This window comes from Mycobacteroides immunogenum (genome assembly GCF_001605725.1).
GTDB lineage: Bacteria > Actinomycetota > Actinomycetes > Mycobacteriales > Mycobacteriaceae > Mycobacterium > Mycobacterium immunogenum.
In genome coordinates, this window is the sequence record NZ_CP011530.1 from 1,269,282 (window position 1) to 1,291,685 (window position 22,404).

Here is a 22,404-nt window from a genome sequence, read left to right on the forward strand (position 1 = left end):
ACTCAAAAGGAAGTAGGTACCACCATGGCAAATGCGCTGTATGACAAGGCGCGCGAGGCATTCGCGACCGGCGGCATCAACTGGAACGCCGACACCATCAAGGTGGTTCTCGTGGATACTTCCGGAGGCGCGTACACACCCAATCTTGCGACAAATCAGTATCTTTCGGACATCGCTCCGGCCGCGCGCGTCGCCACCTCGAACGCACTGACCGGGAAGACGGCCACCGCGGGGGTCTGCAATGCCGCCAACGTCAACTTCTCCGCCGTGAGCGGTGCGAGCGTCGAGGCGCTGGTGATCTACAAGGACACCGGCAACCCGGCCACCTCCAACCTCATCGCCCTCATCGACACCGCGACCGGCCTACCCGTGTCCCCCAACGGTGGCGACATCAATATCGCCTGGGACACCGGCGCGAATCGCATCTTCAAGCTCTGATGGCCCGTGGGATCCGGGTGTTTCCTTACGTGACTAGCAGGAAGTGAAAAACGATGCCTCGGCAGATTGACTTGGGTTCGGGGCTCCCGGTCACCCATAATGCGCTGGAACGGCTTTCGGTTGATCCCAAGATTGGGAAGATCGACCTGAGCCAGATCCTTGATCAGTGGCGCGAATTCATCGAGAAGCAGTTGGTGCAGCTGATCAAGGAGGTCACGAAGCTTGATCTGTCCAGCCCCGAGAATTTCGTGGTAAGCCTGGGCAGCCTGATCATTTCGGGTTCGCGGGATGTCATCAACATCATCAACACGGTGTTCGGGAACATATTCGGTGGCATCGACTTCGGCAATCCGCCATCGCCCGAGGACATCTGGAAGCTCGTCGTAGACAATTTGATCAAGCCGCTCAACGCATTCGCTCAGCTTATCGGCGGCTTGATCCCCGGTGGATTGATCCCGGGCCTGGATGCCAGCAAGATCATTTCCGGGCTGTTCCCCATCAACCGGATTGGCAACTTGCAGGACACACTCAACCTCCTGCAGCACGGGATCGACAACGTCCCCGGCGGTCAGGGGCTTATCGACAAGATCTGTAATGCTTTGGGTGTAGCGGGAACCGGACACACGGTCACCGACGCGTACAACGCGCTGATGAAGATCCCGGGCGGAAACATCGGTTCACCGTTGACCCCGCCCAACATTCCGGGTCTGGATGCCTCGAAGATCATCAGCGGCTCGATTTCGCAGGTGTTTCTGAACATCACGAACATCGCGGCCAGCCTCATTTCGGGGGTGCTATCCGGCGGGACTATCCCCGCCCTCGACGCGAGTAAGATCGGTTCGGGCAAGTTCGGCAAGGGTCTGTTTCCCGACCTGACGCGCGATATGTCCAGTGATCTGCAGGGCGCCATCGACGCGGGTATTAATGCACTGCGCAACACCCCGGGCGCTGTGGGACAGGCCTTCTCGGACTGGGAGGCCGCGCTTGCCTCGCTGCCGACATCGATTTTCAACCGGATGGGCGGCAACAACGTGCCGCGTGCGTCGCAGGCTCAGGCCAACGCCGCCATGCAGGCACTGGTCAGCACCGTCAACGCGCAGGGTGCGGCGATCAATGCCTTGCAGAATATTATGGAGGGCGCCAACGGATTTCGAACATCGGTCGCGTTCCGGCCGTCCGAAACGACGGTATTCGATGTGCCCGGCTCGTTCGCCTACACGTTGCCGGCATGGTTTGTGCTCGGCGTCGACAGTGTGGACGGGATCATCGCGCCGGCCGGCGGTGGCGGCGACGGCACCGGTCCCGGCGCGCCGGACGGCGGTGATGCGGGTCCGTGTTCGTTGACCGTCAACGAGACCACGCATACCGCGGAAGGCGGCAAGGGCGGTGACCACTTCAACTACAACGGCCAGGGCCTCGCTCCGCTGACCTATCTGGACATCCTGTATCCGGGTGGCGGCACACAGGCCGGTTTCGGGGGCGGGGGCAACGCCCCGGGCGGTGGTGGCGCGGCGGGTAACCCCACGCCGCTCAACGACCGAGTGGGTGGCACCGCAGGCCACTGGAACGCGTTCAGCGTGATACCGACGAGCGCCGCGATCACGGGTGCGGTAGCCGCAGGCGGCACGGGTGGTACGGCAGGGCTCTTTGGGTTCCCGGGCGGAAGGGGCGCTGCCGGTGCGGTGTTCGTGCGGGCCCGGGCCGCGATGCCCGCCGCATTCACCCCGATGGGCGCGCTGCTGTTGCCCACCTTCAAGCTCAACACCGGTGTCGCACAAACCGATGCGATGACGGTGGCGGCATCTTGGAGCCGCATCCCGCCGGGCGACGCCGCGGGCGGCCACATACTCATCACACGAGCTAACGCGGCCTTCACCGACTACGTGTATCTGCGTTTGTGGGTGGTCAACGGCGTGACCAACTACGAGCTGGGCCGAGTCGCCTCGGGCGGCAAGTCGGCATGGAAGTCCGGCACCATCGCCGAGGCCGTGCCATTCAACGTCTTCTCCCTCACATCTGATTCCGCGCGAACATTCACGATCGGTATCAATGGAACCGGGTTCGACTCCTACAACGACATCGGCAACACCTCGGCGATGGGCGCTGGTAACCGCTCCGGCGGATGGGCTTCCTCGGATTCGGCGCTACCAGGATCGATCACCCAGTTCGCGTTCCTGGATACCGGCACGCCCGCGCGCATTACCTCCAGCACAGTGGTGACGTCGCAGGGAACTACCAGCACCACCTACGCAGACTTGCCTACCACGGGACCGTCGGTGACGCTGAATGTGCCTGCCAGTGGCGAGGTCACGATTGACCTGTCTGCGTCGTTCTCGGCGGCTGGCACCACTCAGGCCGGATATATGGGGTTCGCGTTGTCTGGCGCCACCACGCGCGCGGCCTCCGATACGACCGCCGCCTGCGGACGTGCGGTGATCGCAGGACTGTTCGGCGTGATCTCTCGCCGGATTCACCTCACCGGCCTGACACCTGGAACCACCACGTTCAAGGCCATGTACAAGACCAACACCAGCACCGGCACTTTCGCTGACCGCCATCTCATTGTCGAACCGAAACCCTAGGAGCAGAATTGTCTTTCACGCCCGCAACACCGCTGCAGGAACCCACATATCAGTCGATGCGTTTCGACGGGACACCCCAAAGCGCCGCCCAAGCCCTCACGATGATCGATTCGCTCCTGACGGACCGGAAGCTGCACTACGGCATCGTCCACGGATTTCAAGAGGTCGAATCTCCCACCCAATGGTGGATCAAGCTCATGCGCCGCGACGGACTTCCGGAAGTAACGGCCATGGCTGGCATGTGGATCGTGGTCTCTTCACGAGGTGTGGTCCGCGTGCTGTCCGACGTCGACTATCGCGCCGAATTCTCAGTAACAGAAGGGAACTGACATGGAACTACCCGAGGTTAAGCAATGTGCTATCGCAGGGTCACACCTGTTCGGTGCAGTCGCCATCAAGGCGGGTGAAAACCGTTGGGGCGTGATGCATCCGGCCAACGGCGGGCACTGGGCCACGGACGGCGAGGTGGATGGCTGGGCGGCGGTCCGCGGCGCATGAGCCGTGATGCGTAGTCAGCTGCTCACATACTCGGCCTTCTATTTCGGGCTCGTCGCCATCGCATTCCGGACGGGCTGGTGGGCGGCGCAGTACGTTAGCGACCGCATGGACAACGTCGACCCACGTATCGGCGAGGCTAGGTACGGGTGGTGAGAGGTAGACCATGATCACTGAAAATGGCTGGCCATCATGCGATTCAAGCATGTTGGAACGAAACCCGGTGCCAGGTACCACGATCGTCATCGCGCTCCAGCGCGGCATACCCAACCGGATCATGAAGGCGTTCGCGGCAGACTTCCACGCGTTCGTGGAATCTTTGTACAACTCGCGTGGTGGCGCCGACGAGGGCGGATGGACGCCGACCAACTCGGTAGCCACATCCAACCATCTTGGCGGCACTGCGATGGATTTGAACTGGACCGATCACCCTATGGGCAAGGCCTACGACGGCTACACCAGTGGTGAGATTGCCACGGTTCGTGAGCTTCTGGCGTTCTACGAATCGATGATCTACTGGGGTAACGACTGGGAGAGTCCGAAGGATTCGATGCACTTCCAGATGGGGTACAACACGTACAACAACCAGGCCAAGTGCAACGACTTCATCGCGCGCAAGATTCGTCCCGACGGGTTCTCGACGTTCCGGCGCGGCCCCGTGGCGCCGGCCAACCCCGACGACTTCCCGCTACCCGAGGGGTATTGCTACGGCCCCCTGGACGGGCCTGACTACTGCATTTCCGGTGAGTACGTCGGCGACCTTCAGGAATGGAAAGACGGCCTCGGCCGCTGGCAGGCCGCCCTCGGGCTGGCGGTGACCAAACGGTGGGACGACGCCACCCGCGATGCCGCCACTGTTCTGCAGAAGCAGCGCAATTGGCCGTCCAATCCCGACTTCGGTTATGGCGGGGTCTATCTCGCCGAATGGAACGAAGTCATCAAGAACGGTTGGCGACTGCCGGCCGAGGAAAAGGTGTTCCCCGATGACTGGACAGATCGAGACCTCATGATCGAGGTACTACGCCAGCTACGCGGGCCGGCGCTTGCCGGATGGCCCCAACTTGGCAACGCATCAGTGGTGGATGCCGTCGCGCGGCTGCGTGCCTCATGACCGGCAACGAAGGCACGGGCCGCATCTGGGCGTACACGGTCTCGGGCACCTGGGCGGCATGGAATGAGGGCTTCCCGGCCGACGTCGCACGAGCCCTGGATCCCAATGCCTTTCGCTGGCAGCCGGTGGCCTACCCGGCATCGTTCGGGCCGGTGCCGCCGGCGTCTTCGCCGACTCTGCCCTCATACGCCGAATCGGTACGCCAGGGTGTAACCGAACTGATCCGACTGATCAACCTCAACGCCGGCCCCTTCGTCTTGATCGGCTATTCACAGGGCGCCGAGGTCACCTCGCGGGTGCTGCTCGAGATCCAGCACGGGCAATTGGCGCACCGACAGCAGGATCTGCTGGGCGGCGTCACCTTCGGCAACCCGTGCCGGCAGAGCGGTCACACCTGGCCCGGGGACACCCTGAGCGGTCATGGTATTGCCGCGCTGCGGATCGCGAACACCCCGTCGCAGTGGAACGACTACGCCCATGGCGGCGACCTGTACGCCTGTGTGCCCGACGGCCAAGCCGGCGACAACTGCACCGCGGTGTATCAAGCGGTGACTCAGCTGCAGATCCATGATCCGGTGCAGCTCATCGAGGAGATGCTCACCGCTTTCAGCGGCAAGGGTGGTCTGGGTGAACAACTCTGGGAGCTGCTGACCAACCCGTTCAACCTGACGTCGGTGTTCGAGGCGATCGTCATTGCCACGCGATTCGCGACAACACAGCCGCCCACCCTGGACCACATCAACTACGACGCCGATGACGTCATGGATGGCAGCGGCCGCAGCTCGTTGCGGCATGCCATCGACCACCTCAATGCGTTGGGCCGCCAAGCGGTGGCTGCCTGATTGGTTACACGGAAGGACGGCGATGTTTACTTCAGCCTTCTGGAAGGACACCGGCGAGCGGATCCTGCGGACCTTTGCCGCGACCCTCGCGGCATTGTTGGGTCAACAGGCCGCCGGGTTGTCCATCATCGACGTGGATTGGACCCAGGCCCTCGGTGTTTCGGCGCTGTCGGCGTTTTTGACGCTGCTGACCGCGGTCGCGGCGTCCGGTGTAGGCAGCACCAGGTCGGCTTCATTTCTTGAGACGGGCGGCTAGATGGGGCCGGTGTCGCCCCTGCTCAATTCCCCTGACGAGTACATGTTCGCCGGAGCATTTGTGGCCCTGGCGGTTCAGCAAGTGTGGATGGTCATCTCTGGGCGACTGGTGCCGCGTAGCACCGTCGACCGGCTACTCGGCGCCAAGGATGCCGAGATCGCGTATCTGCGAGAGACCGGCGAAAAGCTCAGCGAGACAGTCGACAAGCTCACCGCACCGGCGCGGTTGGCGGTCCAGGCGATCGAGACGCTACGGGAGCAGTGATGACTGTGCGGCGTTGGCGGCGATGGCTGCGTGATCAAAGAGGTATCGAGACAGCACGCCAGGCCTGCAGCGATGCACAGAAAAAACTCGACCAGGCAAGTGATTTGGCTGCGCGGGCAGAACAACTGATTGAGAACAACGGCTTCGCCGAGGCGATCGAGCGAACGATGAGGCGGAGGTGGGCCCAGTGAGGGCCTCGATGTGGTGGCGGCATATCCCCGCCGTGATGGTGCTTGGGCTATTACCGGCGATCTGGTTCGATCCCGACACCGTCGCCGATGTCCTGCTGCTGGTCGCGGCCTTGGCGGCGTGGACCTTCACCGTGATGTACCTGGCGCGCTCGGCGTGGTGGGTGCGTGCCGTCGGCCGCGGCCTGGTGGCCGCGTGTCTCGCGCTTTCTCTGGTGCTTTCGCAGAACGCCGTCAGTACCTGGTGGGGTGAGGACTACCCCTGGCGTGCTCATATCCGCGGCCTGCTCTACGCCGGGCTGGCGTACGCGCTCATCCGACTCACATTCGCGCTCAGGCGAATTCAAGACAGAAAGTAGGTGTTTGCATGTACACCTATGTGCATCTGGGAACGATTCTTTCGCCGACACGGGCGTGGGTAAAGCTTGACCCCGGGAGTGCCTTCACCTGTCGGCTGATGGACTCAACGACGTATCAGGAATTCAAGGATGGGAAAGAGGTGACCTTCGAGGAGTTGTTGCTGACATCTCCCCTGAATGAGGTCTCTATCTCAAAAGGCAATTGGTATGTAGTGATGGAGGGTCAGGGCACCTACGAGGTGATGATCCCGCCGGTAGCTATCGCTGACCAATATCTGCCCACATTGCATGGGGCCAATGCCATCGAGAAGTCGACCCTCGGCACTCCCGAACTCCATGCACGAAGCGCATGGGACTCCAAAATCGAAGCACAGGCTGCTGCACAAGAGTCAAAACCTGCGCCGCCGCCACCGGCGCCCAGCGGTTGGGAACAGTTGAAGAGCGGTATTGGGGGTGTCCTCGACACAATCAGTGGCTGGGGCGATGCCGTCACTCGATTGGGTGATAGCGCCTCGGAGTGGCTTGGCGCGTTCGGCTCAGGTCTCGCCGACAAGACTGGAATGCCCTCGTGGGCACGCGACTTCTTCGGTGGCTTCTTTGGGTCACTCAAGGGCACGATTGCCGGCTTAGGCGACACGGTGTCCTTCCTCTGGGGTTTGTTGCACACCAGGGAGGAGTGGAAGAACCTTTGGGACACTCTCAAGAAACTAGCTTCATGGGATGGCCTGACTGGCGAGCTCAAGGCTATTTTCAAAGACTTTGTCGCGTGGCAAGACTGGGCTGACGGGAAGTACGCACATGCGGTAGGGCAGATCCTCGGAAATCTTGTAACCACTGCCGGCGCAGCGAAGATTGTAAATATGCTTCGCAAACTCCTCAAAGGCGAGAAGTTGCCTGGCGGAGAAAAGAGCGAAAGCAGTAGCAGTGATAGCAAGCCTAAGGATGAAAAACCGGGTGACAATTCGCTGGAAGAGCCGGAAATAGCGTCTGTAGAGCCGACCAAGGGCAAGCCCAAAAAGGGAGAGCCAAACTCCTACGGATATGATGAAAATGGCGACTTGATGACCTATGCGAATGGCAGTCGCCCGAGTTTCCGAGTAGGTGTTGTTCGTAAAGTATGGGAGGCCTCCCGCAATAAGATGGCGGCCGACATCGAAAACAAAATTATTGATTTACCGAAACTAAAAGAAAACCAAATGTGGGTAAGGGCGCTCGACGACGCTGAAGGTGCCAACATTCATAAAGTGAAATTGCCTAATGGAACTGAAGCGCGCTATAGGCTCATAGAATGGAAGCCAGGGGATCTGCGAAAGGGCCTCTGGGACATGGGGCATATTCCGGAGGCGAAGTATAGTAGACTCTTGGAGGAGTACCTAGGTCATAAACTTGATCCGAAGGACCCGGTTAGAAATAAGAAATTGTTCCTAGATGAGTATAATGATCCTGATAATTATGTCGTCGAGGATTGGATGAGGAACCAATCGCATGTCGATGAGGGCCACTAGTCATTCTTGTTGAATATTTCTGGAGAGTTGAGCCATATGTCTGTAAGTATTAATTCTGCTATGCGGGCCACCTTCGATCAATTCATGGAAGGATACGATCCTTCGTTAGCTCCAGCCTTCCGTTCTGCAGGGCAAACTCTTCTCTTTGGTTCGGTCGCAAACCGTGATATTGCGGCCAGGATTGCCATCACTCTCCGCTTGCTGGACGATGGCGTGGACCCATCGGTGCTAGACGCGGACGTGAATGTTCTGCACGTACTGTTCGGGCCAAATAAGCAGCATGACGCGGGGCTTGAGGCGCCAATGTTGCGTCGACTTATCGAGTGCGGAGCAGATATCAATCAAGTATCGAAAAGATGGGGAGCGCCGCTAATCGGACTGATGGAAAACGGACCAAGGCCTGAGAGCGCCGCAGTGCCATTCTACGATGTGATCTTCGATCAGCCGAACCTGGATCTTTCCGTGCCTTACGGTCAGACGACATTGCGCGAATGGATACTTCACGGCGTATATAATCTTCCCATATTGCGTGAGCGAGTTCTGGCATACGAGGAATCCGGACATGTCTACTGAGTTCATTCCCCACGCAGGTGCTTCCCTCGCAACGAAGAACGTTGTTAGCGGGCATGGTCTGGTCCGTTGGATGGTGCGGCAGCCTTCTCGAGACTCGGTTGATAACGGGTGGCTGATCATGAGTCATATTGATACCAGTGATTATCTTGATGACGCGGATAATTGGCAGATTGTGGACTTCAATGATCTGTGTTCAATCGAGCCGGCGCTCATCGGTATTTGGGATATGGCTATTGGATCAGACCTGCAGATAGTTCGAGATGAGCAGGGGATTCGAATAGTCGACACACCAACCGGTCGAATGATACCTACGCAGAATCTGTACGTTCCACCTCAATTTAGAAAATAATGCTGAGGAAGACGACTGTTTGATTTGACTGCCGCGTGTGATTGTTGATCTTGCTGGTATGCCTGACCTGAGTTATTTGGCTATCGCCTTTAATTCGGGGGCTTGCAGTGCGTTTAAGATCGCCTCATCAGGGGCCAGCGCGGGCGGGAATGTGCTGATCACTCCCGTTGCCGTAGTTTGTACCTACCGTGGATGCGGCTGTTTGCGCGACGTAGGCTACAGCGTAGGCTACAGCGGGCGGTCCATGCCCGTAAATTATGTGATTGACCTGCGAAGCCCCCATAGCCCAATTGGCAGAGGCAGCGGACTTAAAATCCGCCAAGTGTCGGTTCGAGTCCGACTGGGGGCACCCTGTTTCGGGAACGCTCGAGTTTCGCCGCAGTTGTAGTGCTGTTGGGGTCCGGTAAGTCGGGGACTCCAAGTTTTGGGAGGGTCGGAGTTCTGGCAGGGAACACCGCGAAGCGCTGTCCAGCTGAATTGAACGCGCGGGCGGTGCTGGATGTCGTCGAACCTTTCGATGGTGGGACGAAATGGTCGGTGCTGGTGCAGGTGGCCTCTGTTGCCTATGGCGGCGCTGGTGCGTTGCGCAATGAGGTGCGCCGATCCCGGACTTGGGTCGGGTCGGATGCCATTGTCAGCGAGTCTGCGGAGTTGCGGAATCTTAAGTGGCAGAACTGATGCGGTCTAACCTGATCATGAAAGCGGCGCTGGTTTTTCGGAGCCGGGCACGATCGGCTGCACCGGTGGTTCGCGAGCTCAACGGTTCCTACCAGAGGCATCGCTGCGCAGACTGATCGTGACTATTGGGTTGCGCTGTAGTGCAACCGCATTCGGTGTAGGCGACTAGTTACGGTGTTTACGGCGCCTAAGGCGTGGCTGGTCCGCGGCAGTGTCGCGGTAGTCCGCAGCGCCGCGCAACCGCTCATGGGATTGTCGGGTGCTGTGCGCTGAAGCGGGCATCGCGGGATCGGCCGGAGTCATGAGTTGTTTGTACGACAACGCTCTGGCCGAGACGGTCAACGAACACTGCGGCGACATCCCTGCGGGCAGAGCCGGTGGGCGGATACGACGCTCGATGCCCAGTCCACCAACCGGCTTGGGCTGGGCATCTAAGAGAGTCTCCCGGTTGTGCTGGTCATCGACATGGGATTCGTCGCCATCTGCCGGATGCTGGATCACCACTCGGGTCCGTAGTTCCCAGACCCGGATCTCCACGATCCTGGAGCGGTGAACAACCGGTTGGCCGCCGAAGGGGTTGTTCTGCCCGAGAGTCACACTCGATGCCCCTTGGGCTGCTGCACGCCTACGGGTCCGTCTGAGTACTGTGGAGCGAGAGGACCGGCCCTTCCCGGTAGGGAAGCCTGTCCGCCGCGGTACTTGCGCTGGTCATCGGGTGAAATTGACTCAAGCTCCTCGGTCTTGGTAGGCTGGTGGGGTTGCCCTGAAAGAGCGAGGCCGGGTGTCGGGAGTTTTCCGATTCTCCGGTCTTAGGTTGGTGCGCAGTTGACCAGCCGAAACCCGGAGTTTGACTCGAGTTCATCGAACTTGATACGGTTCCCGGGCCGCTTTTAAAGAGTGGAAGTCGAAATTCAAGAAGTAATTCAAGAATTTCGGCGGTTGGTTGGTGTGTTGGTGACTGGCCGAAATCGGGAATTTGCTTCGGGTTCACGGACTTGATACGGTTTCCGAGTTGCCCGAGAGGGTGGCGGGCAGGACTGAGGGAGATTGTTTCCCGGAGGTTTTGTTCAAATAGTTTGGTGTGTTGTTTGAGAACTCAATAGTGTGTCAGTGTTTACAAGACATTTTGTTATGTCGTGACATTTTATTATGTCGAAAAAACAATTCTTTTGTCAGTTGTTTTGTCGGGGTTAAATTTTGTTTGGAGAGTTTGATCCTGGCTCAGGACGAACGCTGGCGGCGTGCTTAACACATGCAAGTCGAACGGAAAGGCCCTTCGGGGTACTCGAGTGGCGAACGGGTGAGTAACACGTGGGTGATCTGCCCTGCACTCTGGGATAAGCCTGGGAAACTGGGTCTAATACCGGATAGGACCGCATGCTTCATGGTGTGTGGTGCAAAGCTTTTGCGGTGTGGGATGAGCCCGCGGCCTATCAGCTTGTTGGTGGGGTAATGGCCTACCAAGGCGACGACGGGTAGCCGGCCTGAGAGGGTGACCGGCCACACTGGGACTGAGATACGGCCCAGACTCCTACGGGAGGCAGCAGTGGGGAATATTGCACAATGGGCGCAAGCCTGATGCAGCGACGCCGCGTGAGGGATGACGGCCTTCGGGTTGTAAACCTCTTTCAGTAGGGACGAAGCGAAAGTGACGGTACCTACAGAAGAAGGACCGGCCAACTACGTGCCAGCAGCCGCGGTAATACGTAGGGTCCGAGCGTTGTCCGGAATTACTGGGCGTAAAGAGCTCGTAGGTGGTTTGTCGCGTTGTTCGTGAAAACTCACAGCTTAACTGTGGGCGTGCGGGCGATACGGGCAGACTAGAGTACTGCAGGGGAGACTGGAATTCCTGGTGTAGCGGTGGAATGCGCAGATATCAGGAGGAACACCGGTGGCGAAGGCGGGTCTCTGGGCAGTAACTGACGCTGAGGAGCGAAAGCGTGGGTAGCGAACAGGATTAGATACCCTGGTAGTCCACGCCGTAAACGGTGGGTACTAGGTGTGGGTTTCCTTCCTTGGGATCCGTGCCGTAGCTAACGCATTAAGTACCCCGCCTGGGGAGTACGGTCGCAAGACTAAAACTCAAAGGAATTGACGGGGGCCCGCACAAGCGGCGGAGCATGTGGATTAATTCGATGCAACGCGAAGAACCTTACCTGGGTTTGACATGCACAGGACGTATCTAGAGATAGGTATTCCCTTGTGGCCTGTGTGCAGGTGGTGCATGGCTGTCGTCAGCTCGTGTCGTGAGATGTTGGGTTAAGTCCCGCAACGAGCGCAACCCTTGTCCTATGTTGCCAGCGGGTAATGCCGGGGACTCGTAGGAGACTGCCGGGGTCAACTCGGAGGAAGGTGGGGATGACGTCAAGTCATCATGCCCCTTATGTCCAGGGCTTCACACATGCTACAATGGCCAGTACAGAGGGCTGCGAAGCCGTAAGGTGGAGCGAATCCCTTAAAGCTGGTCTCAGTTCGGATTGGGGTCTGCAACTCGACCCCATGAAGTCGGAGTCGCTAGTAATCGCAGATCAGCAACGCTGCGGTGAATACGTTCCCGGGCCTTGTACACACCGCCCGTCACGTCATGAAAGTCGGTAACACCCGAAGCCAGTGGCCTAACCCTTGTGGAGGGAGCTGTCGAAGGTGGGATCGGCGATTGGGACGAAGTCGTAACAAGGTAGCCGTACCGGAAGGTGCGGCTGGATCACCTCCTTTCTAAGGAGCACCATTTCCCCGCCGAATGAGCGTGGGAACATAAAGCGGGTTTCTGTAGTGGTTTCCTGCTTGGTGAATATGTTTTATAAATCCTGTCCGCTCTCGTTATCGAGGTGGATGGGTAGTCGGCAAGACGTCGGACTGTCAAAAGAATTGGAATGCTGGCACACTGTTGGGTCCTGAGGCAACACATTGTGTTGTCGCCCTGCTTGGTGGTGGGGTGTGGACTTTGACTTCTGAATAGTGGTTGCGAGCATCTAAACAAGCCTCGCTCGATTTTTCGGGTGGGGCTGGTTTTTGCAATTTTATTAGCTAAGTTCTTAAGGGCGCATGGTGAATGCCTTGGCACTAGAAGCCGAAGAAGGACGTAGGAGGCTGCGATAAGCCTCGGGGAGCTGCCAACCGAGCTTTGATCCGAGGATGTCCGAATGGGGAAACCCAGCACGAGTGATGTCGTGTTACCCACTGCTGAATATATAGGTTGTGGGAGGAAACGCGGGGAAGTGAAACATCTCAGTACCCGTAGGAAGAGAAAACAACCGTGATTCCGTGAGTAGTGGCGAGCGAAAGCGGAAGATGGCTAAACCGTATGCATGTGATACCTGGTAGGGGTTGTGTGTGCGGGGTTGTGGGAGTTGTACTTGCCGGTTCTACCAGGCCGGCGGACAGTAAAAAAGTGTTGTGATTAGCGGAAGTGGTCTGGGACGGCCCGCCGCAGACGGTGAGAGTCCGGTACGCGAAAATCCGACACCTGTCTCGTACTTCATCCCGAGTAGCAGCGGGCTCGTGGAATCTGCTGTGAATCTGCCGGGACCACCCGGTAAGCCTAAATACTCTCTAGTGACCGATAGCGGATTAGTACCGTGAGGGAATGGTGAAAAGTACCCCGGGAGGGGAGTGAAATAGTACCTGAAACCATGTGCCTACAATCCGTCAAAGCCTCCTTGTGGGGTGATGGCGTGCCTTTTGAAGAATGAGCCTGCGAGTCAGGGACACGTCGCGAGGTTAACCCGTGTGGGGTAGCCGTAGCGAAAGCGAGTCTGAATAGGGCGCCCGTAGTGGCGTGTTCTGGACCCGAAGCGGAGTGATCTACCCATGGCCAGGGTGAAGCGGCGGTAAGACGCCGTGGAGGCCCGAACCCACTTAGGTTGAAGACTGAGGGGATGAGCTGTGGGTAGGGGTGAAAGGCCAATCAAACTCCGTGATAGCTGGTTCTCCCCGAAATGCATTTAGGTGCAGCGTCGCGTGTTTCTTGTTGGAGGTAGAGCTACTGGATGGCCGATGGGCCCTACTAGGTTACTGACGTCAGCCAAACTCCGAATGCCAATAAGTGAGAGCGCGGCAGTGAGACGGCGGGGGAGAAGCTCCGTACGTCGAGAGGGAAACAGCCCAGATCGCCGGCTAAGGCCCCTAAGCGTGTACTAAGTGGAAAAGGATGTGCAGTCGCGAAGACAACCAGGAGGTTGGCTTAGAAGCAGCCACCCTTGAAAGAGTGCGTAATAGCTCACTGGTCAAGTGATTGTGCGCCGACAATGTAGCGGGGCTCAAGTACACCGCCGAAGCCGCGGCATTCATGCAATACATTCCCTTCGGGGCAGTGGCATGGATGGGTAGGGGAGCGTCCTGCACCCAGCGAAGCTGCGGAGTAATCCAGCAGTGGAGGGTGCGGGAGTGAGAATGCAGGCATGAGTAGCGACAGGCAAGTGAGAAACTTGCCCGCCGAATGACCAAGGGTTCCTGGGCCAGGCTAGTCCTCCCAGGGTAAGTCGGGACCTAAGGCGAGGCCGACAGGCGTAGTCGATGGACAACGGGTTGATATTCCCGTACCCGTGTGTGCGCGCCCATGATGAATCATCGGTACTAACCACCCAAAAGGTTCTAGATCAATCTCTTCGGAGTGCGACGTGAACCCGCTGCGTGGGACCTTCGGTGGTAGTAGTCAAGCGATGGGGTGACGCAGGAAGGTAGCTGTACCGGTTAGTGGTTTACCGGAGCAAGCCCGTAGGACGACATCTAGGCAAATCCGGGTGTCATATGTCTGAGAGGTGACGCATAGCCGATTGAGGCGAATTCAGTGATCCTATGCTGCCAAGAAAAGCCTCTAGTGAGTTCACACACGGCCCGTACCCCAAACCAACACAGGTGGTCAGGTAGAGAATACTAAGGCGTACGAGATAACTATGGTTAAGGAACTCGGCAAAATACCCCCGTAACTTCGGGAGAAGGGGGACCTCGCTTGGTGACCGGACTTGCTCCGTGAGCTGATCGGGGTCGCAGAGACCAGTGAGAAGCGACTGTTTACTAAAAACACAGGTCCGTGCGAAGTCGCAAGACGATGTATACGGACTGACGCCTGCCCGGTGCTGGAAGGTTAAGAGGACCCGTTAACCCTTGGGTGAAGCGGAGAATTTAAGCCCCAGTAAACGGCGGTGGTAACTATAACCATCCTAAGGTAGCGAAATTCCTTGTCGGGTAAGTTCCGACCTGCACGAATGGCGTAACGACTTCTCAACTGTCTCAACCATAGACTCGGCGAAATTGCACTACGAGTAAAGATGCTCGTTACGCGCGGCAGGACGAAAAGACCCCGGGACCTTCACTATAGCTTGGTATTGGCGTTTGGTTCGGTTTGTGTAGGATAGGTGGGAGACTGTGAAGCAGGCACGCCAGTGTTTGTGGAGTCATCGTTGAAATACCACTCTGATCGTATTGAACCTCTAACCTCGGACCGTATATCCGGTCCAGGGACAGTGCCTGGTGGGTAGTTTAACTGGGGCGGTTGCCTCCCAAAATGTAACGGAGGCGCCCAAAGGTTCCCTCAACCTGGACGGCAATCAGGTGTTGAGTGCAAGTGCACAAGGGAGCTTGACTGCGAGACTTACAAGTCGAGCAGGGACGAAAGTCGGGACTAGTGATCCGGCACCTCTGAGTGGAAGGGGTGTCGCTCAACGGATAAAAGGTACCCCGGGGATAACAGGCTGATCTTCCCCAAGAGTCCATATCGACGGGATGGTTTGGCACCTCGATGTCGGCTCGTCGCATCCTGGGGCTGGAGCAGGTCCCAAGGGTTGGGCTGTTCGCCCATTAAAGCGGCACGCGAGCTGGGTTTAGAACGTCGTGAGACAGTTCGGTCTCTATCCGCCGCGCGCGTCAGAAACTTGAGGAAACCTGTCCCTAGTACGAGAGGACCGGGACGGACGAACCTCTGGTGTACCAGTTGTTCCACCAGGAGCACGGCTGGATAGCTACGTTCGGACAGGATAACCGCTGAAAGCATCTAAGCGGGAAACCTATTCCAAGACCAGGTTTCTTACCCTTTTAGAGGGATAAGGTCACCCACAGACTATGGGTTCAATAGGCCAGACCTGTAAGCGTAGTAATACGTTCAGGGAACTGGCACTAATCGACCGAAAACTTACTAATAAATAGCTTGCAACCACTATTGGAGTTATCCGAGCAATTGGATAACCACACTCCACCACCAGATAACTTGTGTGTACTAAACACACGAAAGAGTTACGGCGGCCACAGCGAGAGGGAAACGCCCGGTCCCATCCCGAACCCGGAAGCTAAGCCTCTCAGCGCCGATGGTACTGTTCTCGACACGGAACGGAAGAGTAGGACACCGCCGAACACACATTGGAAATGCCCCCCAGGAAACTGGGGGGCATTTTCATACCCCAAATGCTAAATTCCACACGCGCTGTTGTTGTTAGCCCTGATTCACCGCATTTCCGTCCCCCGACTTATTGACCTCGGGCTGCCCGGAGCGATATACAACCTTGTTGTTGAAGCCGGAGATGCCGATCTTTTCCGCGGTCTCGACGGTGACCGAGTTTTCCACCCCGGAGACCGTCAGGGAGTCGCAATTTCCGGCTATTTCAACGGTATTGGACACTCCGCTGACGTTGACTGAGCACCCATCACACGTGATCGCGACGTTCTTATGGGTGCCGGCGACGCTGAACGTCGATCCCGCGGGCACCAACGTCGGCCCCGGTGCTGCGGTTGATGACGGCGCTGACCTGGGGATTTTCACCACGGTCGATCTTGCTGGGCGCGTACCCGTCGGAGCCGAAGTCGTTGGAGCACCATGCGGAATCGTGGGCTTAGAGGCGTAGAAGATGAGCCCGGCCACGCCCGCTGTTATCGCGGCGGAGAAAACAATGAATCGCCGCCGAAACTTACGAAGGGCAGCCACCGGGCTCTGGGCAGTCTCATACACCGCCGGCGGATACGGGCTCGGGCCCGTCACGCCCAGCTCTGATGCCCGCGCCCCCTGATTCAGCGGGCGCTCCAGTTCCCGGATACGAGCCTCGGGATCACCGTCCGGCTCCACCCACCGATGGTCGCACATTTGGACCCTTGCGGCGGTAGCGTTTCTTCTATGGGATCCACCGAGATCGTCGCTGCCGAGCCGCAGCTGTTTGTGACCGATCTTGAACGCTCCATTTCCTTCTACGTGGACAAGCTCGGCTTCGAGGTGGCCTTCACCTACGGCGAGCCGCCGTTCTATGGGCAGGTGCGGCGTGGTGGGGCGAATGTGAACTTACGTAAGGTCGCGGGTCCGGTATTCGACGGCAATTTCCTTGCCACAGAACGCGACCCACTCGCTGCCACACTCACCGCATACAAGCTCGGGCCGCTGCACGAGGAGTATCGAGCCGCGGGCGTGGACTTCCATCAACCGCTGCAAACCCAGGAGTGGGGCAGCGTCACCTTCATCGTGCGAGACCCCGACGGCAACCTGATTCTGTTCTCTGGCGCCGAGGCTTAGGAATCCCTCGCCAGGGGAGCTGCCGGCGACCACAATGGGCGATATGCAACTGCCAAGCTCGTTCGACGGACTTGTGACCGACGGCGGTAAGTCGATCGTCTACGGAGAGCCGTATACGACCGCCGATGGCACCTTGGTCATCACCGTGGCCAAGGTACGAAACCGGGGCCGTGGTCCAGAGGGTGAACCTTTGGAAACGGTCGCCAGACCGCTGGGCGTGTTCGTCGTCAAAGATGGTGACGCGCAATGGCGCCCAGCTTTCAATGCCGATCGTGCCTCAACGCTGGGCATACTCACCGGCATGCTCGCGGCGGCCCTGGGACTGCTCGCCATCGTCCGCCGACCACCCTGGCCGGATCTCACGTTGCCGGGCTGGTCGCCCGCGGAGAACCCGCAGTGGTGGCGCGGCGGGCGCTGACTGCTCAGCGCCCGCCGCGGCCAAACGGCTACTTCTGGGTGACGGTTTCCTTGAAGGTGCCGTCGCCCTGGTTCAGCCAAGTGATGGTGCCCTTCTGGAACTCACTGATCCAGCCGCCCTTGGCGACATCCGGGCCGCCGGCCGTTTCGTCCTCGTCGGCAGTGGGGAAGCCGAGCGTGCCGCCGGCGCCACCGTGCGCGGTGTACACCTTGAGGATTTCGCCCTGAACCAGATGCGCGCCGGTGGACGGCGAGCTGAAGATGGTGCCCTTGGCGAAGGCCTGCACGGTACCGTCGCCTACCTTTTCGGGCTGGCCGGTCGGAGCGCCGAGCTTCGCCTCGCCACCGGCCTTGGTGTACGCCTCCGCGACGGGCGGTTCCAGCACTACCTCACCCACGCCCGGCACGTTGACGGTTGACGGCGCGCCCGCAACGACGGACGACACCGCGCTGCTTGCCGACGATGCCGCACTGGATGCGGCGCTGCCACCGGCGCTGATCGCCGATGATGCCGCACTTGTGGCGCTTGACACCGATTCCTTCGCGGCATCTTTATCCTGCTGGGAACAGGCGACAGCTACCGCTGCGGAGATCGCAACGATGGAGACCGCGCCTGCTGCTCGTTTCATCAGATTGGTATCCATGATTCGAACGTAACAACGTAGCCACGCGATTTAGGTGAGTTTTTCGATGTTCACCAATTGTCGGGGGAACGGCCATTAATTCGCCGAACGCATACCGTACGCGCACAAACCGGTGAGAACGTGTGCGCCAGGTGTGCGCTCGGCGACAAAACGAGCGGTCAGGAGGCCGGAGTCAGCTCGCAGACGTAATCGCCGACGTCGATGTGTACCTCGGCCGCCACCGGGACCGTCGGTGTGGGCACGACGTCGAGCTGGAACTGCTCACGACCGAAGTCATCGCTGGTTCCGGGCCACTGTGCTTGCAAGATGTCGCTGATCAAGCCGGCGACGGCGGGCTCGGTGACACGGTAGGTCTCGGCCTGACAGAACTTCGAGTACACCTCGGTGACGCGGATGCGGGCCTTCTCGATGGGCAAGGTACCCAGGTCGTCGCCGGTTTCCGGGTCGCGCACGGCGGTCCCGGTCGCGCCGATGACCGAGAAGATCATCCCGACCTCTACGCCGGCCTCGTCACCCTTGTTGACCAGTACCGAGTAACGGTCGACGATATCGGCCACCTTCCCGATGATCGGGTCGACGGGCTCGGGCTCCTGCTCACCAGCCGATTGCTCCGCCGGCTTGGTCTCTTCAGGCATTGCCCACACCGACGGTGTAGTTGTTGGGGCGCGACGCGGCTTCGATCTTTTGCCGTTCAGGCTGCCCGGCGGTCTCGGCGGTCGCGAAATCGGTCTTGGCCTTGGCCACTGCGGTGCTCGAGACGTTCTCCGACTCGCGCAGCGCCTGGAAGGCGTGGCGCAAAGTCAGGCGGCTTATCGTCAGCGCCAGGTTCAGGGCGCTGGAGGCCGACTGCTTGTTGCCCTCGTTGAGATCGTTCGAAGCGGTCGCAAGGTGCTTGTCCACGTCCATCATGCCCTGCAGCGTCACCATGGTCGCGTACGCCGACTGCCCGACATTGCGATCAAGCTTGTTGCTCTGCTGAATGCGGTGATACAGGTCGGCAATCAAGATTCCAGAGACGAGTGCCAGCAGCGGAGTGACGATGCCCTGGACGAATCGAGTGAGTTCGGCATCGCTTGCGGTGAAGCCGACAACTGCCGCGACGATGGTTGCGACAATCGCCGCTCCGACGATCGTCCAATGAACCAGTGTGGGCTTCGGGGGAAGCTGATCTGAATTTGCCAACGTCGTTACCGTCCGTTCGGTGAGTGGACACATTCGCTGCATCCGTGACCCCATGAGCACTGACCGCAGCATGTTAACACCGCGCAGGGGTTCGTCCAAGGTCAGGTTACGCGCAGCACTTCAAGTTTGCTGAATGCGCGGATATGCCGGTTTGCCCGAATTGAATTGAATCACAATAGATTTCCGATGATTGCCGGCCATAAGGCCTGGCCTAACGCGTTCGTGACTGCTCGCCTAGTAGTGATCCCTCCAGATCGCGGACTTGCTCACGCAAATCCCGGACCTCCCGCAACAGATCTTGGATCTGAGCCTTCGTGGCAAGTTGGGCGTCCTCTTCCTCGCTGACCCGCCGCACGATCCACGACGCCAGTGTCGCGGTGACCACGCCGATCAGCCCGATTCCGCCGAGCATGAGCGCCACCGCGACACATCGCCCGGTCGGGGTGGCCGGCGTGTAGTCGCCGTAGCCGACGGTTGTGATGGTGGTGACCGCCCACCACAGGGCATCGGGAAACGTCTGTATGCGACCTCCCTTGCCGCGCTCCGCGTCGAGCATCGCCAGCGACGCGACATAGATGAGCAGTGAGGTGGTGGCGGCGGTGTAGGTGACTATTCGGCCGTGCACCGCACCGCCGACCGCGCGCTGCAGAACAGCCACCAACGTGACCAATCGCAGCAGCCGCAACGGCCGCAGCACGGGGAGGGCGATGATGGCCAGCTCATGCAGGTGCCGAAGCACCCACCGTCCCCTGCGCTCAGCCAAGCAGAGGCGCACCACGAAATCCGCCCCGAACGCGGCCCAGGACGCGAGAATCACCGCCTCGGTCGTCTCCGTAAAGATCCCAACCGGTCGAACAAGCACCTGGACCGAGTAGGCGGCCAGAAAGCAGGAGGCCACCCCGGCCAAGGGCCATTCGGTCCGTCGTTCCCACCGCGCCAGCGCTGTTGGCACGCGCTGATGCTAGGGGACTAACCGCACTGCTGCTCGGCAGCGGCATTGGTGGCCACGATGACCGCGGCCTGCCGGTCGGCGGTCAGGTCGTGCCAAGACTTATGAAAGGTCCCCGGGCCGACATTCCCGGTGCTCTGAATGGACTGCAAGTACCCCTCGACGAGCTGGGCGGCGCCGTCTTGCTTGCCGATCATCCAGTCGGCCGCCGCGCGGCATGCCTGGTAGTACTCCTCCTCCAAGGAGCTGGGCGCGGCGTTCACCGATGTTGTGACGCCTGCCGGCGACACCCCTGATCCGGCGGCAGGCGGTTGGGCGGCGGGTGCACCGACCGGCGTGGTGGAGGTGCCAGCGGTGGTCGAAGGGCTGGGCGCCGTCTTCTCGTCCGATTTCGACGTGCACGCCGCTCCGATCAAAGCGACGCAGAAGGTCATCAGGGTCGCGGCGATGCGATTGGGGGCGGTCACCACTCCAAACTAGCAAGTGCCTACCAGCATCAACATTTACTCACCCAGAGCTTTTGCCCGGAAGGCAAAACCGCTGGAAAACGCCGGTACCATTTGAGCTGTGATGGGACACAGGGGCTTTCAGGGGTGTTGTCGCGGCTAGCCGTGTACCCCCTGCCCCTTCCATCGATTGAGCCTTCATGACCACTGCATCTGTCCTGGATCTGCGCCGTCCTTCCTCCGCCGGATCCCTGCCTACCCGCCTGCGATTGCCCGACCTGCTGCGTATCACCGATGAGGGTGCCGATGACGCGCTGCACGGCCGGTTCGACCATCTGCTGCCCAAGGGCGGCCTACCGACCGACGAGCGCTGGGCCACCCGCATCCACGCCGACGACGAGCTCGATGTCTGGCTGATCAGTTGGGTGCCCGACAAATCCACCGAACTGCACGACCACTGCGGATCACTTGGCGCGCTGACCGTCCTGAGCGGTTCGTTGCGCGAGTACCGCTGGGACGGGAGCCAACTGGTGCGACGGAGGCTCGACGCGGGCGATCAAGCGGGATTTCCGCTGGGGTGGGTGCATGACGTCATGCGTGCTCCTGTGAAGGTGAGCGGCGCGCCGCTTCCTGCCGAAATCGGGCCCACGCTGAGCGTGCACGCGTACTCGCCGCCGCTGACCGCGATGTCGTATTACGAAGTGACCCAAGGCAACACGCTGCGACGCAGCCGCACCATCCTCACCGACGAGCCCGAAGGCCCGGCAGCATGACGATCCACGATCTGCTGGCCTCGGCGCGCGGTCGCCTGCGCAGGCTGCCCGCCGACGAGGTGCCGACGGCGCTTGGGCGCGGTGCGTTCCTGGTCGATATTCGCCCGGCCGCGCAACGTGCCGAGGAGGGCGAGGTGGTGAACGCCCTCGTCATCGAGCGCAACGTGCTGGAGTGGCGGCTGGACCCGGAAAGCGACGCCCGGATTCCGCAGGCCGGCAATCACGATGTGGAATGGGTCATTCTGTGCCAGGAGGGCTACACCTCGAGCCTGGCGGCCGCGTCGCTACAGGAGATCGGCCTCTACCGCGCCACCGATGTCATCGGCGGATACAAGGCACTCAAGGACAAGGGCATCCTGATCTAGCCGAAGTCCCCGGCGTCGCGCCGCAGATGCGTCAGCACCGACACCAGCGTGCGGGTGCGTGAGGGCGAGAGCCCGATCTGTGCGAAGACCTTGGCGTTCAGGTCTGCGGTCGCCACCGAGCCGAGATCGCGTCCGGCGTCGGTGATCTCCACTAGCGTGCCGCGACCGTCGGCGGGGTTGGGCACGCGGCGCACCAGGCCCGCCTCCTCCAGCCGATCCACGGTGTTGGTCACCGACGTCGGATGAACCTGAAGGCGGGCACTGGCTTTCGCCATCGGCATGGAGCCCGCGCGGCTGAAGGACAGCAGCATCAGCAGCTCGTAGCGCGAGAAAGTCAGACCATGCGGGCGCAGCACATCCTCGACCCGCGCCAGCATGATCTGGTGGGCGCGCATCACCGACGTGACGGCGGCCATCCCGTCGGCAACCTCGCCCCAGCCGTTTTCCACCCAATGGCGATGGGCATCGTCGACGGGATCGAACGGCAGGGTCATGC

General features: G+C 59.9%; 25 protein-coding genes, 1 tRNA gene and 3 rRNA genes. 21 read left to right on the top strand and 8 right to left on the bottom strand.

Translation table 11 applies throughout. The features are described 5' to 3' along the window. The first annotated feature begins 24 nt into the window (after nt 1–24). The 14 genes from ABG82_RS06310 to ABG82_RS06360 all read left to right on the top strand — a co-directional run bounded on the left by ABG82_RS06310 (nt 25) and on the right by ABG82_RS06360 (nt 9,311). Entirely contained in the window at nt 25–438 is a 414-nt protein-coding gene (locus ABG82_RS06310; protein ID WP_043079680.1) for a hypothetical protein, read from the top strand. Nucleotides 439–491: 53 nt separating this feature from the next. Beyond that, nucleotides 492–3,020, top strand: coding sequence for a hypothetical protein (locus tag ABG82_RS06315; protein ID WP_052511105.1), 2,529 nt, complete (start codon nt 492–494; stop codon nt 3,018–3,020). 8 nt (nt 3,021–3,028) lie between these two features. Beyond that, complete coding sequence (locus tag ABG82_RS06320) at nt 3,029–3,349, top strand: hypothetical protein (RefSeq protein WP_043079679.1); 321 nt, start codon at nt 3,029–3,031, stop codon at nt 3,347–3,349. A gap of 1 nt (nt 3,350) precedes the next feature. Then, nucleotides 3,351–3,518: a hypothetical protein gene (locus ABG82_RS28560; protein ID WP_165589752.1), complete on the top strand. Its 168-nt coding sequence runs from the start codon at nt 3,351–3,353 to the stop codon at nt 3,516–3,518. A 6-nt stretch (nt 3,519–3,524) separates the two neighbouring features. Next, entirely contained in the window at nt 3,525–3,671 is a 147-nt protein-coding gene (locus tag ABG82_RS28780) for a hypothetical protein (protein ID WP_165589753.1), read from the top strand. Between the two features lie 67 nt (nt 3,672–3,738). After that, nucleotides 3,739–4,626 (top strand): M15 family metallopeptidase, encoded by an 888-nt coding sequence (locus ABG82_RS06325; protein WP_234715338.1) that lies wholly within the window; start codon nt 3,739–3,741, stop codon nt 4,624–4,626. Then, nucleotides 4,623–5,468 (top strand): PE-PPE domain-containing protein, encoded by an 846-nt coding sequence (locus tag ABG82_RS06330; protein ID WP_043079677.1) that lies wholly within the window; start codon nt 4,623–4,625, stop codon nt 5,466–5,468. The genes ABG82_RS06325 and ABG82_RS06330 overlap by 4 nt, the downstream gene beginning before the upstream one ends. 22 nt (nt 5,469–5,490) lie before the next feature. Continuing rightward, entirely contained in the window at nt 5,491–5,724 is a 234-nt protein-coding gene (locus ABG82_RS06335) for a holin (RefSeq protein WP_043079676.1), read from the top strand. A 9-nt stretch (nt 5,725–5,733) separates the two neighbouring features. Continuing rightward, the gene (locus ABG82_RS06340) at nt 5,734–5,988 is read left to right on the top strand and encodes a TMF family protein (protein ID WP_131676312.1); all 255 of its coding nucleotides are present in this window, start codon (nt 5,734–5,736) and stop codon (nt 5,986–5,988) included. Between the two features lie 187 nt (nt 5,989–6,175). Continuing rightward, nucleotides 6,176–6,535, top strand: a complete 360-nt coding sequence (locus tag ABG82_RS06350; protein WP_054173095.1) for a putative phage holin — start codon at nt 6,176–6,178, stop codon at nt 6,533–6,535. Nucleotides 6,536–6,543: 8 nt separating this feature from the next. After that, nucleotides 6,544–8,040 (top strand): GH-E family nuclease, encoded by a 1,497-nt coding sequence (locus tag ABG82_RS06355; RefSeq protein WP_054173094.1) that lies wholly within the window; start codon nt 6,544–6,546, stop codon nt 8,038–8,040. A 60-nt stretch (nt 8,041–8,100) separates the two neighbouring features. Then, nucleotides 8,101–8,613, top strand: a complete 513-nt coding sequence (locus tag ABG82_RS28180; protein ID WP_054173093.1) for a hypothetical protein — start codon at nt 8,101–8,103, stop codon at nt 8,611–8,613. Continuing rightward, a complete protein-coding gene (locus tag ABG82_RS27540; protein ID WP_078343503.1) occupies nt 8,603–8,962 on the top strand; it encodes a DUF2185 domain-containing protein in 360 nt (119 codons plus the stop codon). Before ABG82_RS28180 ends, ABG82_RS27540 begins: the two co-directional genes overlap by 11 nt. A gap of 275 nt (nt 8,963–9,237) precedes the next feature. Further along, nucleotides 9,238–9,311: transfer RNA gene (locus tag ABG82_RS06360), tRNA-Leu, on the top strand. A 494-nt stretch (nt 9,312–9,805) separates the two neighbouring features. Here the strand turns inward: ABG82_RS06360 and ABG82_RS28185 are convergent. Beyond that, nucleotides 9,806–10,237 carry a hypothetical protein gene (locus ABG82_RS28185; protein WP_054173092.1) on the bottom strand — a complete coding sequence of 144 codons (432 nt, stop codon included), beginning with the start codon at nt 10,235–10,237 and terminating at the stop codon, nt 9,806–9,808. 601 nt (nt 10,238–10,838) lie between these two features. On the opposite strand from ABG82_RS28185, the gene ABG82_RS06370 reads away from it, so the two are divergent. The 3 genes from ABG82_RS06370 to rrf all read left to right on the top strand — a co-directional run bounded on the left by ABG82_RS06370 (nt 10,839) and on the right by rrf (nt 15,989). Then, nucleotides 10,839–12,355: ribosomal RNA gene (locus ABG82_RS06370) — 16S ribosomal RNA — on the top strand. Nucleotides 12,356–12,665: 310 nt separating this feature from the next. Beyond that, a 23S ribosomal RNA gene (locus tag ABG82_RS06375) occupies nt 12,666–15,778 on the top strand. Nucleotides 15,779–15,872: 94 nt separating this feature from the next. Then, nucleotides 15,873–15,989, top strand: a 5S ribosomal RNA gene (rrf, locus tag ABG82_RS06380). The 16S, 23S and 5S rRNA genes sit together here, the layout of an rRNA operon. A 78-nt stretch (nt 15,990–16,067) precedes the next feature. Here rrf and ABG82_RS27545 read toward each other — a convergent pair. Then, nucleotides 16,068–16,694, bottom strand: a complete 627-nt coding sequence (locus tag ABG82_RS27545; RefSeq protein WP_109475926.1) for a DUF3060 domain-containing protein — start codon at nt 16,692–16,694, stop codon at nt 16,068–16,070. A 48-nt stretch (nt 16,695–16,742) separates the two neighbouring features. Between ABG82_RS27545 and ABG82_RS06390 the strand changes: the two genes are divergently transcribed. Together ABG82_RS06390 and ABG82_RS06395 are read left to right on the top strand one after the other, a co-directional pair. Next, nucleotides 16,743–17,132, top strand: coding sequence for a VOC family protein (locus ABG82_RS06390; protein WP_043079461.1), 390 nt, complete (start codon nt 16,743–16,745; stop codon nt 17,130–17,132). 34 nt (nt 17,133–17,166) lie between these two features. Next, a complete protein-coding gene (locus ABG82_RS06395) occupies nt 17,167–17,550 on the top strand; it encodes a hypothetical protein (RefSeq protein WP_043079460.1) in 384 nt (127 codons plus the stop codon). A 28-nt stretch (nt 17,551–17,578) separates the two neighbouring features. Here the strand turns inward: ABG82_RS06395 and ABG82_RS29215 are convergent, their stop codons facing one another. The 5 genes from ABG82_RS29215 to ABG82_RS28190 all read right to left on the bottom strand — a co-directional run bounded on the left by ABG82_RS29215 (nt 17,579) and on the right by ABG82_RS28190 (nt 20,791). Then, a complete protein-coding gene (locus ABG82_RS29215; protein ID WP_078344005.1) occupies nt 17,579–18,193 on the bottom strand; it encodes an LGFP repeat-containing protein in 615 nt (204 codons plus the stop codon). Nucleotides 18,194–18,351: 158 nt separating this feature from the next. After that, nucleotides 18,352–18,828, bottom strand: a complete 477-nt coding sequence (locus ABG82_RS06405; protein WP_043079471.1) for a hypothetical protein — start codon at nt 18,826–18,828, stop codon at nt 18,352–18,354. Further along, complete coding sequence (locus ABG82_RS06410) at nt 18,821–19,408, bottom strand: hypothetical protein (RefSeq protein ID WP_043079459.1); 588 nt, start codon at nt 19,406–19,408, stop codon at nt 18,821–18,823. The genes ABG82_RS06405 and ABG82_RS06410 overlap by 8 nt, the downstream gene beginning before the upstream one ends. A gap of 178 nt (nt 19,409–19,586) precedes the next feature. Further along, the gene (locus tag ABG82_RS06415) at nt 19,587–20,327 is read right to left on the bottom strand and encodes a potassium channel family protein (protein WP_043079458.1); all 741 of its coding nucleotides are present in this window, start codon (nt 20,325–20,327) and stop codon (nt 19,587–19,589) included. Nucleotides 20,328–20,344: 17 nt separating this feature from the next. Beyond that, nucleotides 20,345–20,791, bottom strand: coding sequence for a lipoprotein LpqV (locus ABG82_RS28190; RefSeq protein ID WP_234708077.1), 447 nt, complete (start codon nt 20,789–20,791; stop codon nt 20,345–20,347). Between the two features lie 179 nt (nt 20,792–20,970). Between ABG82_RS28190 and ABG82_RS06425 the strand changes: the two genes are divergently transcribed. Further along, nucleotides 20,971–21,543 (top strand): cysteine dioxygenase, encoded by a 573-nt coding sequence (locus ABG82_RS06425; RefSeq protein ID WP_043079457.1) that lies wholly within the window; start codon nt 20,971–20,973, stop codon nt 21,541–21,543. Next, nucleotides 21,540–21,908 carry a rhodanese-like domain-containing protein gene (locus tag ABG82_RS06430; RefSeq protein WP_043079456.1) on the top strand — a complete coding sequence of 123 codons (369 nt, stop codon included), beginning with the start codon at nt 21,540–21,542 and terminating at the stop codon, nt 21,906–21,908. Before ABG82_RS06425 ends, ABG82_RS06430 begins: the two co-directional genes overlap by 4 nt. Here the strand turns inward: ABG82_RS06430 and ABG82_RS06435 are convergent. Beyond that, nucleotides 21,905–22,402 (bottom strand): MarR family winged helix-turn-helix transcriptional regulator, encoded by a 498-nt coding sequence (locus tag ABG82_RS06435; protein WP_043079455.1) that lies wholly within the window; start codon nt 22,400–22,402, stop codon nt 21,905–21,907. The genes ABG82_RS06430 and ABG82_RS06435 overlap by 4 nt on opposite strands. Nucleotides 22,403–22,404: the final 2 nt, after the last annotated feature.

Excerpts from the sequence above, each read along its gene's own strand:
- ABG82_RS28180 (WP_054173093.1), top strand. The coding sequence starts at position 8,101 with ATGCGGGCCACCTTCGATCAATTCATGGAAGGATACGATCCTTCGTTA.
- ABG82_RS06355 (WP_054173094.1), top strand. The coding sequence starts at position 6,544 with ATGTACACCTATGTGCATCTGGGAACGATTCTTTCGCCGACACGGGCG.
- ABG82_RS06405 (WP_043079471.1), bottom strand. The coding sequence starts at position 18,828 with ATGCCTGAAGAGACCAAGCCGGCGGAGCAATCGGCTGGTGAGCAGGAG.
- ABG82_RS06335 (WP_043079676.1), top strand. The coding sequence starts at position 5,491 with ATGTTTACTTCAGCCTTCTGGAAGGACACCGGCGAGCGGATCCTGCGG.
- ABG82_RS29215 (WP_078344005.1), bottom strand. The coding sequence starts at position 18,193 with ATGGATACCAATCTGATGAAACGAGCAGCAGGCGCGGTCTCCATCGTT.
- ABG82_RS27540 (WP_078343503.1), top strand. The coding sequence starts at position 8,603 with ATGTCTACTGAGTTCATTCCCCACGCAGGTGCTTCCCTCGCAACGAAG.
- ABG82_RS06330 (WP_043079677.1), top strand. The coding sequence starts at position 4,623 with ATGACCGGCAACGAAGGCACGGGCCGCATCTGGGCGTACACGGTCTCG.
- ABG82_RS06425 (WP_043079457.1), top strand. The coding sequence starts at position 20,971 with ATGACCACTGCATCTGTCCTGGATCTGCGCCGTCCTTCCTCCGCCGGA.
- ABG82_RS06430 (WP_043079456.1), top strand. The coding sequence starts at position 21,540 with ATGACGATCCACGATCTGCTGGCCTCGGCGCGCGGTCGCCTGCGCAGG.
- ABG82_RS06310 (WP_043079680.1), top strand. The coding sequence starts at position 25 with ATGGCAAATGCGCTGTATGACAAGGCGCGCGAGGCATTCGCGACCGGC.
- ABG82_RS06395 (WP_043079460.1), top strand. The coding sequence starts at position 17,167 with ATGGGCGATATGCAACTGCCAAGCTCGTTCGACGGACTTGTGACCGAC.
- ABG82_RS06315 (WP_052511105.1), top strand. The coding sequence starts at position 492 with ATGCCTCGGCAGATTGACTTGGGTTCGGGGCTCCCGGTCACCCATAAT.
- ABG82_RS06410 (WP_043079459.1), bottom strand. The coding sequence starts at position 19,408 with ATGTGTCCACTCACCGAACGGACGGTAACGACGTTGGCAAATTCAGAT.
- ABG82_RS06435 (WP_043079455.1), bottom strand. The coding sequence starts at position 22,402 with ATGACCCTGCCGTTCGATCCCGTCGACGATGCCCATCGCCATTGGGTG.
- ABG82_RS28780 (WP_165589753.1), top strand. The coding sequence starts at position 3,525 with ATGCGTAGTCAGCTGCTCACATACTCGGCCTTCTATTTCGGGCTCGTC.
- ABG82_RS06390 (WP_043079461.1), top strand. The coding sequence starts at position 16,743 with ATGGGATCCACCGAGATCGTCGCTGCCGAGCCGCAGCTGTTTGTGACC.
- ABG82_RS28560 (WP_165589752.1), top strand. The coding sequence starts at position 3,351 with ATGGAACTACCCGAGGTTAAGCAATGTGCTATCGCAGGGTCACACCTG.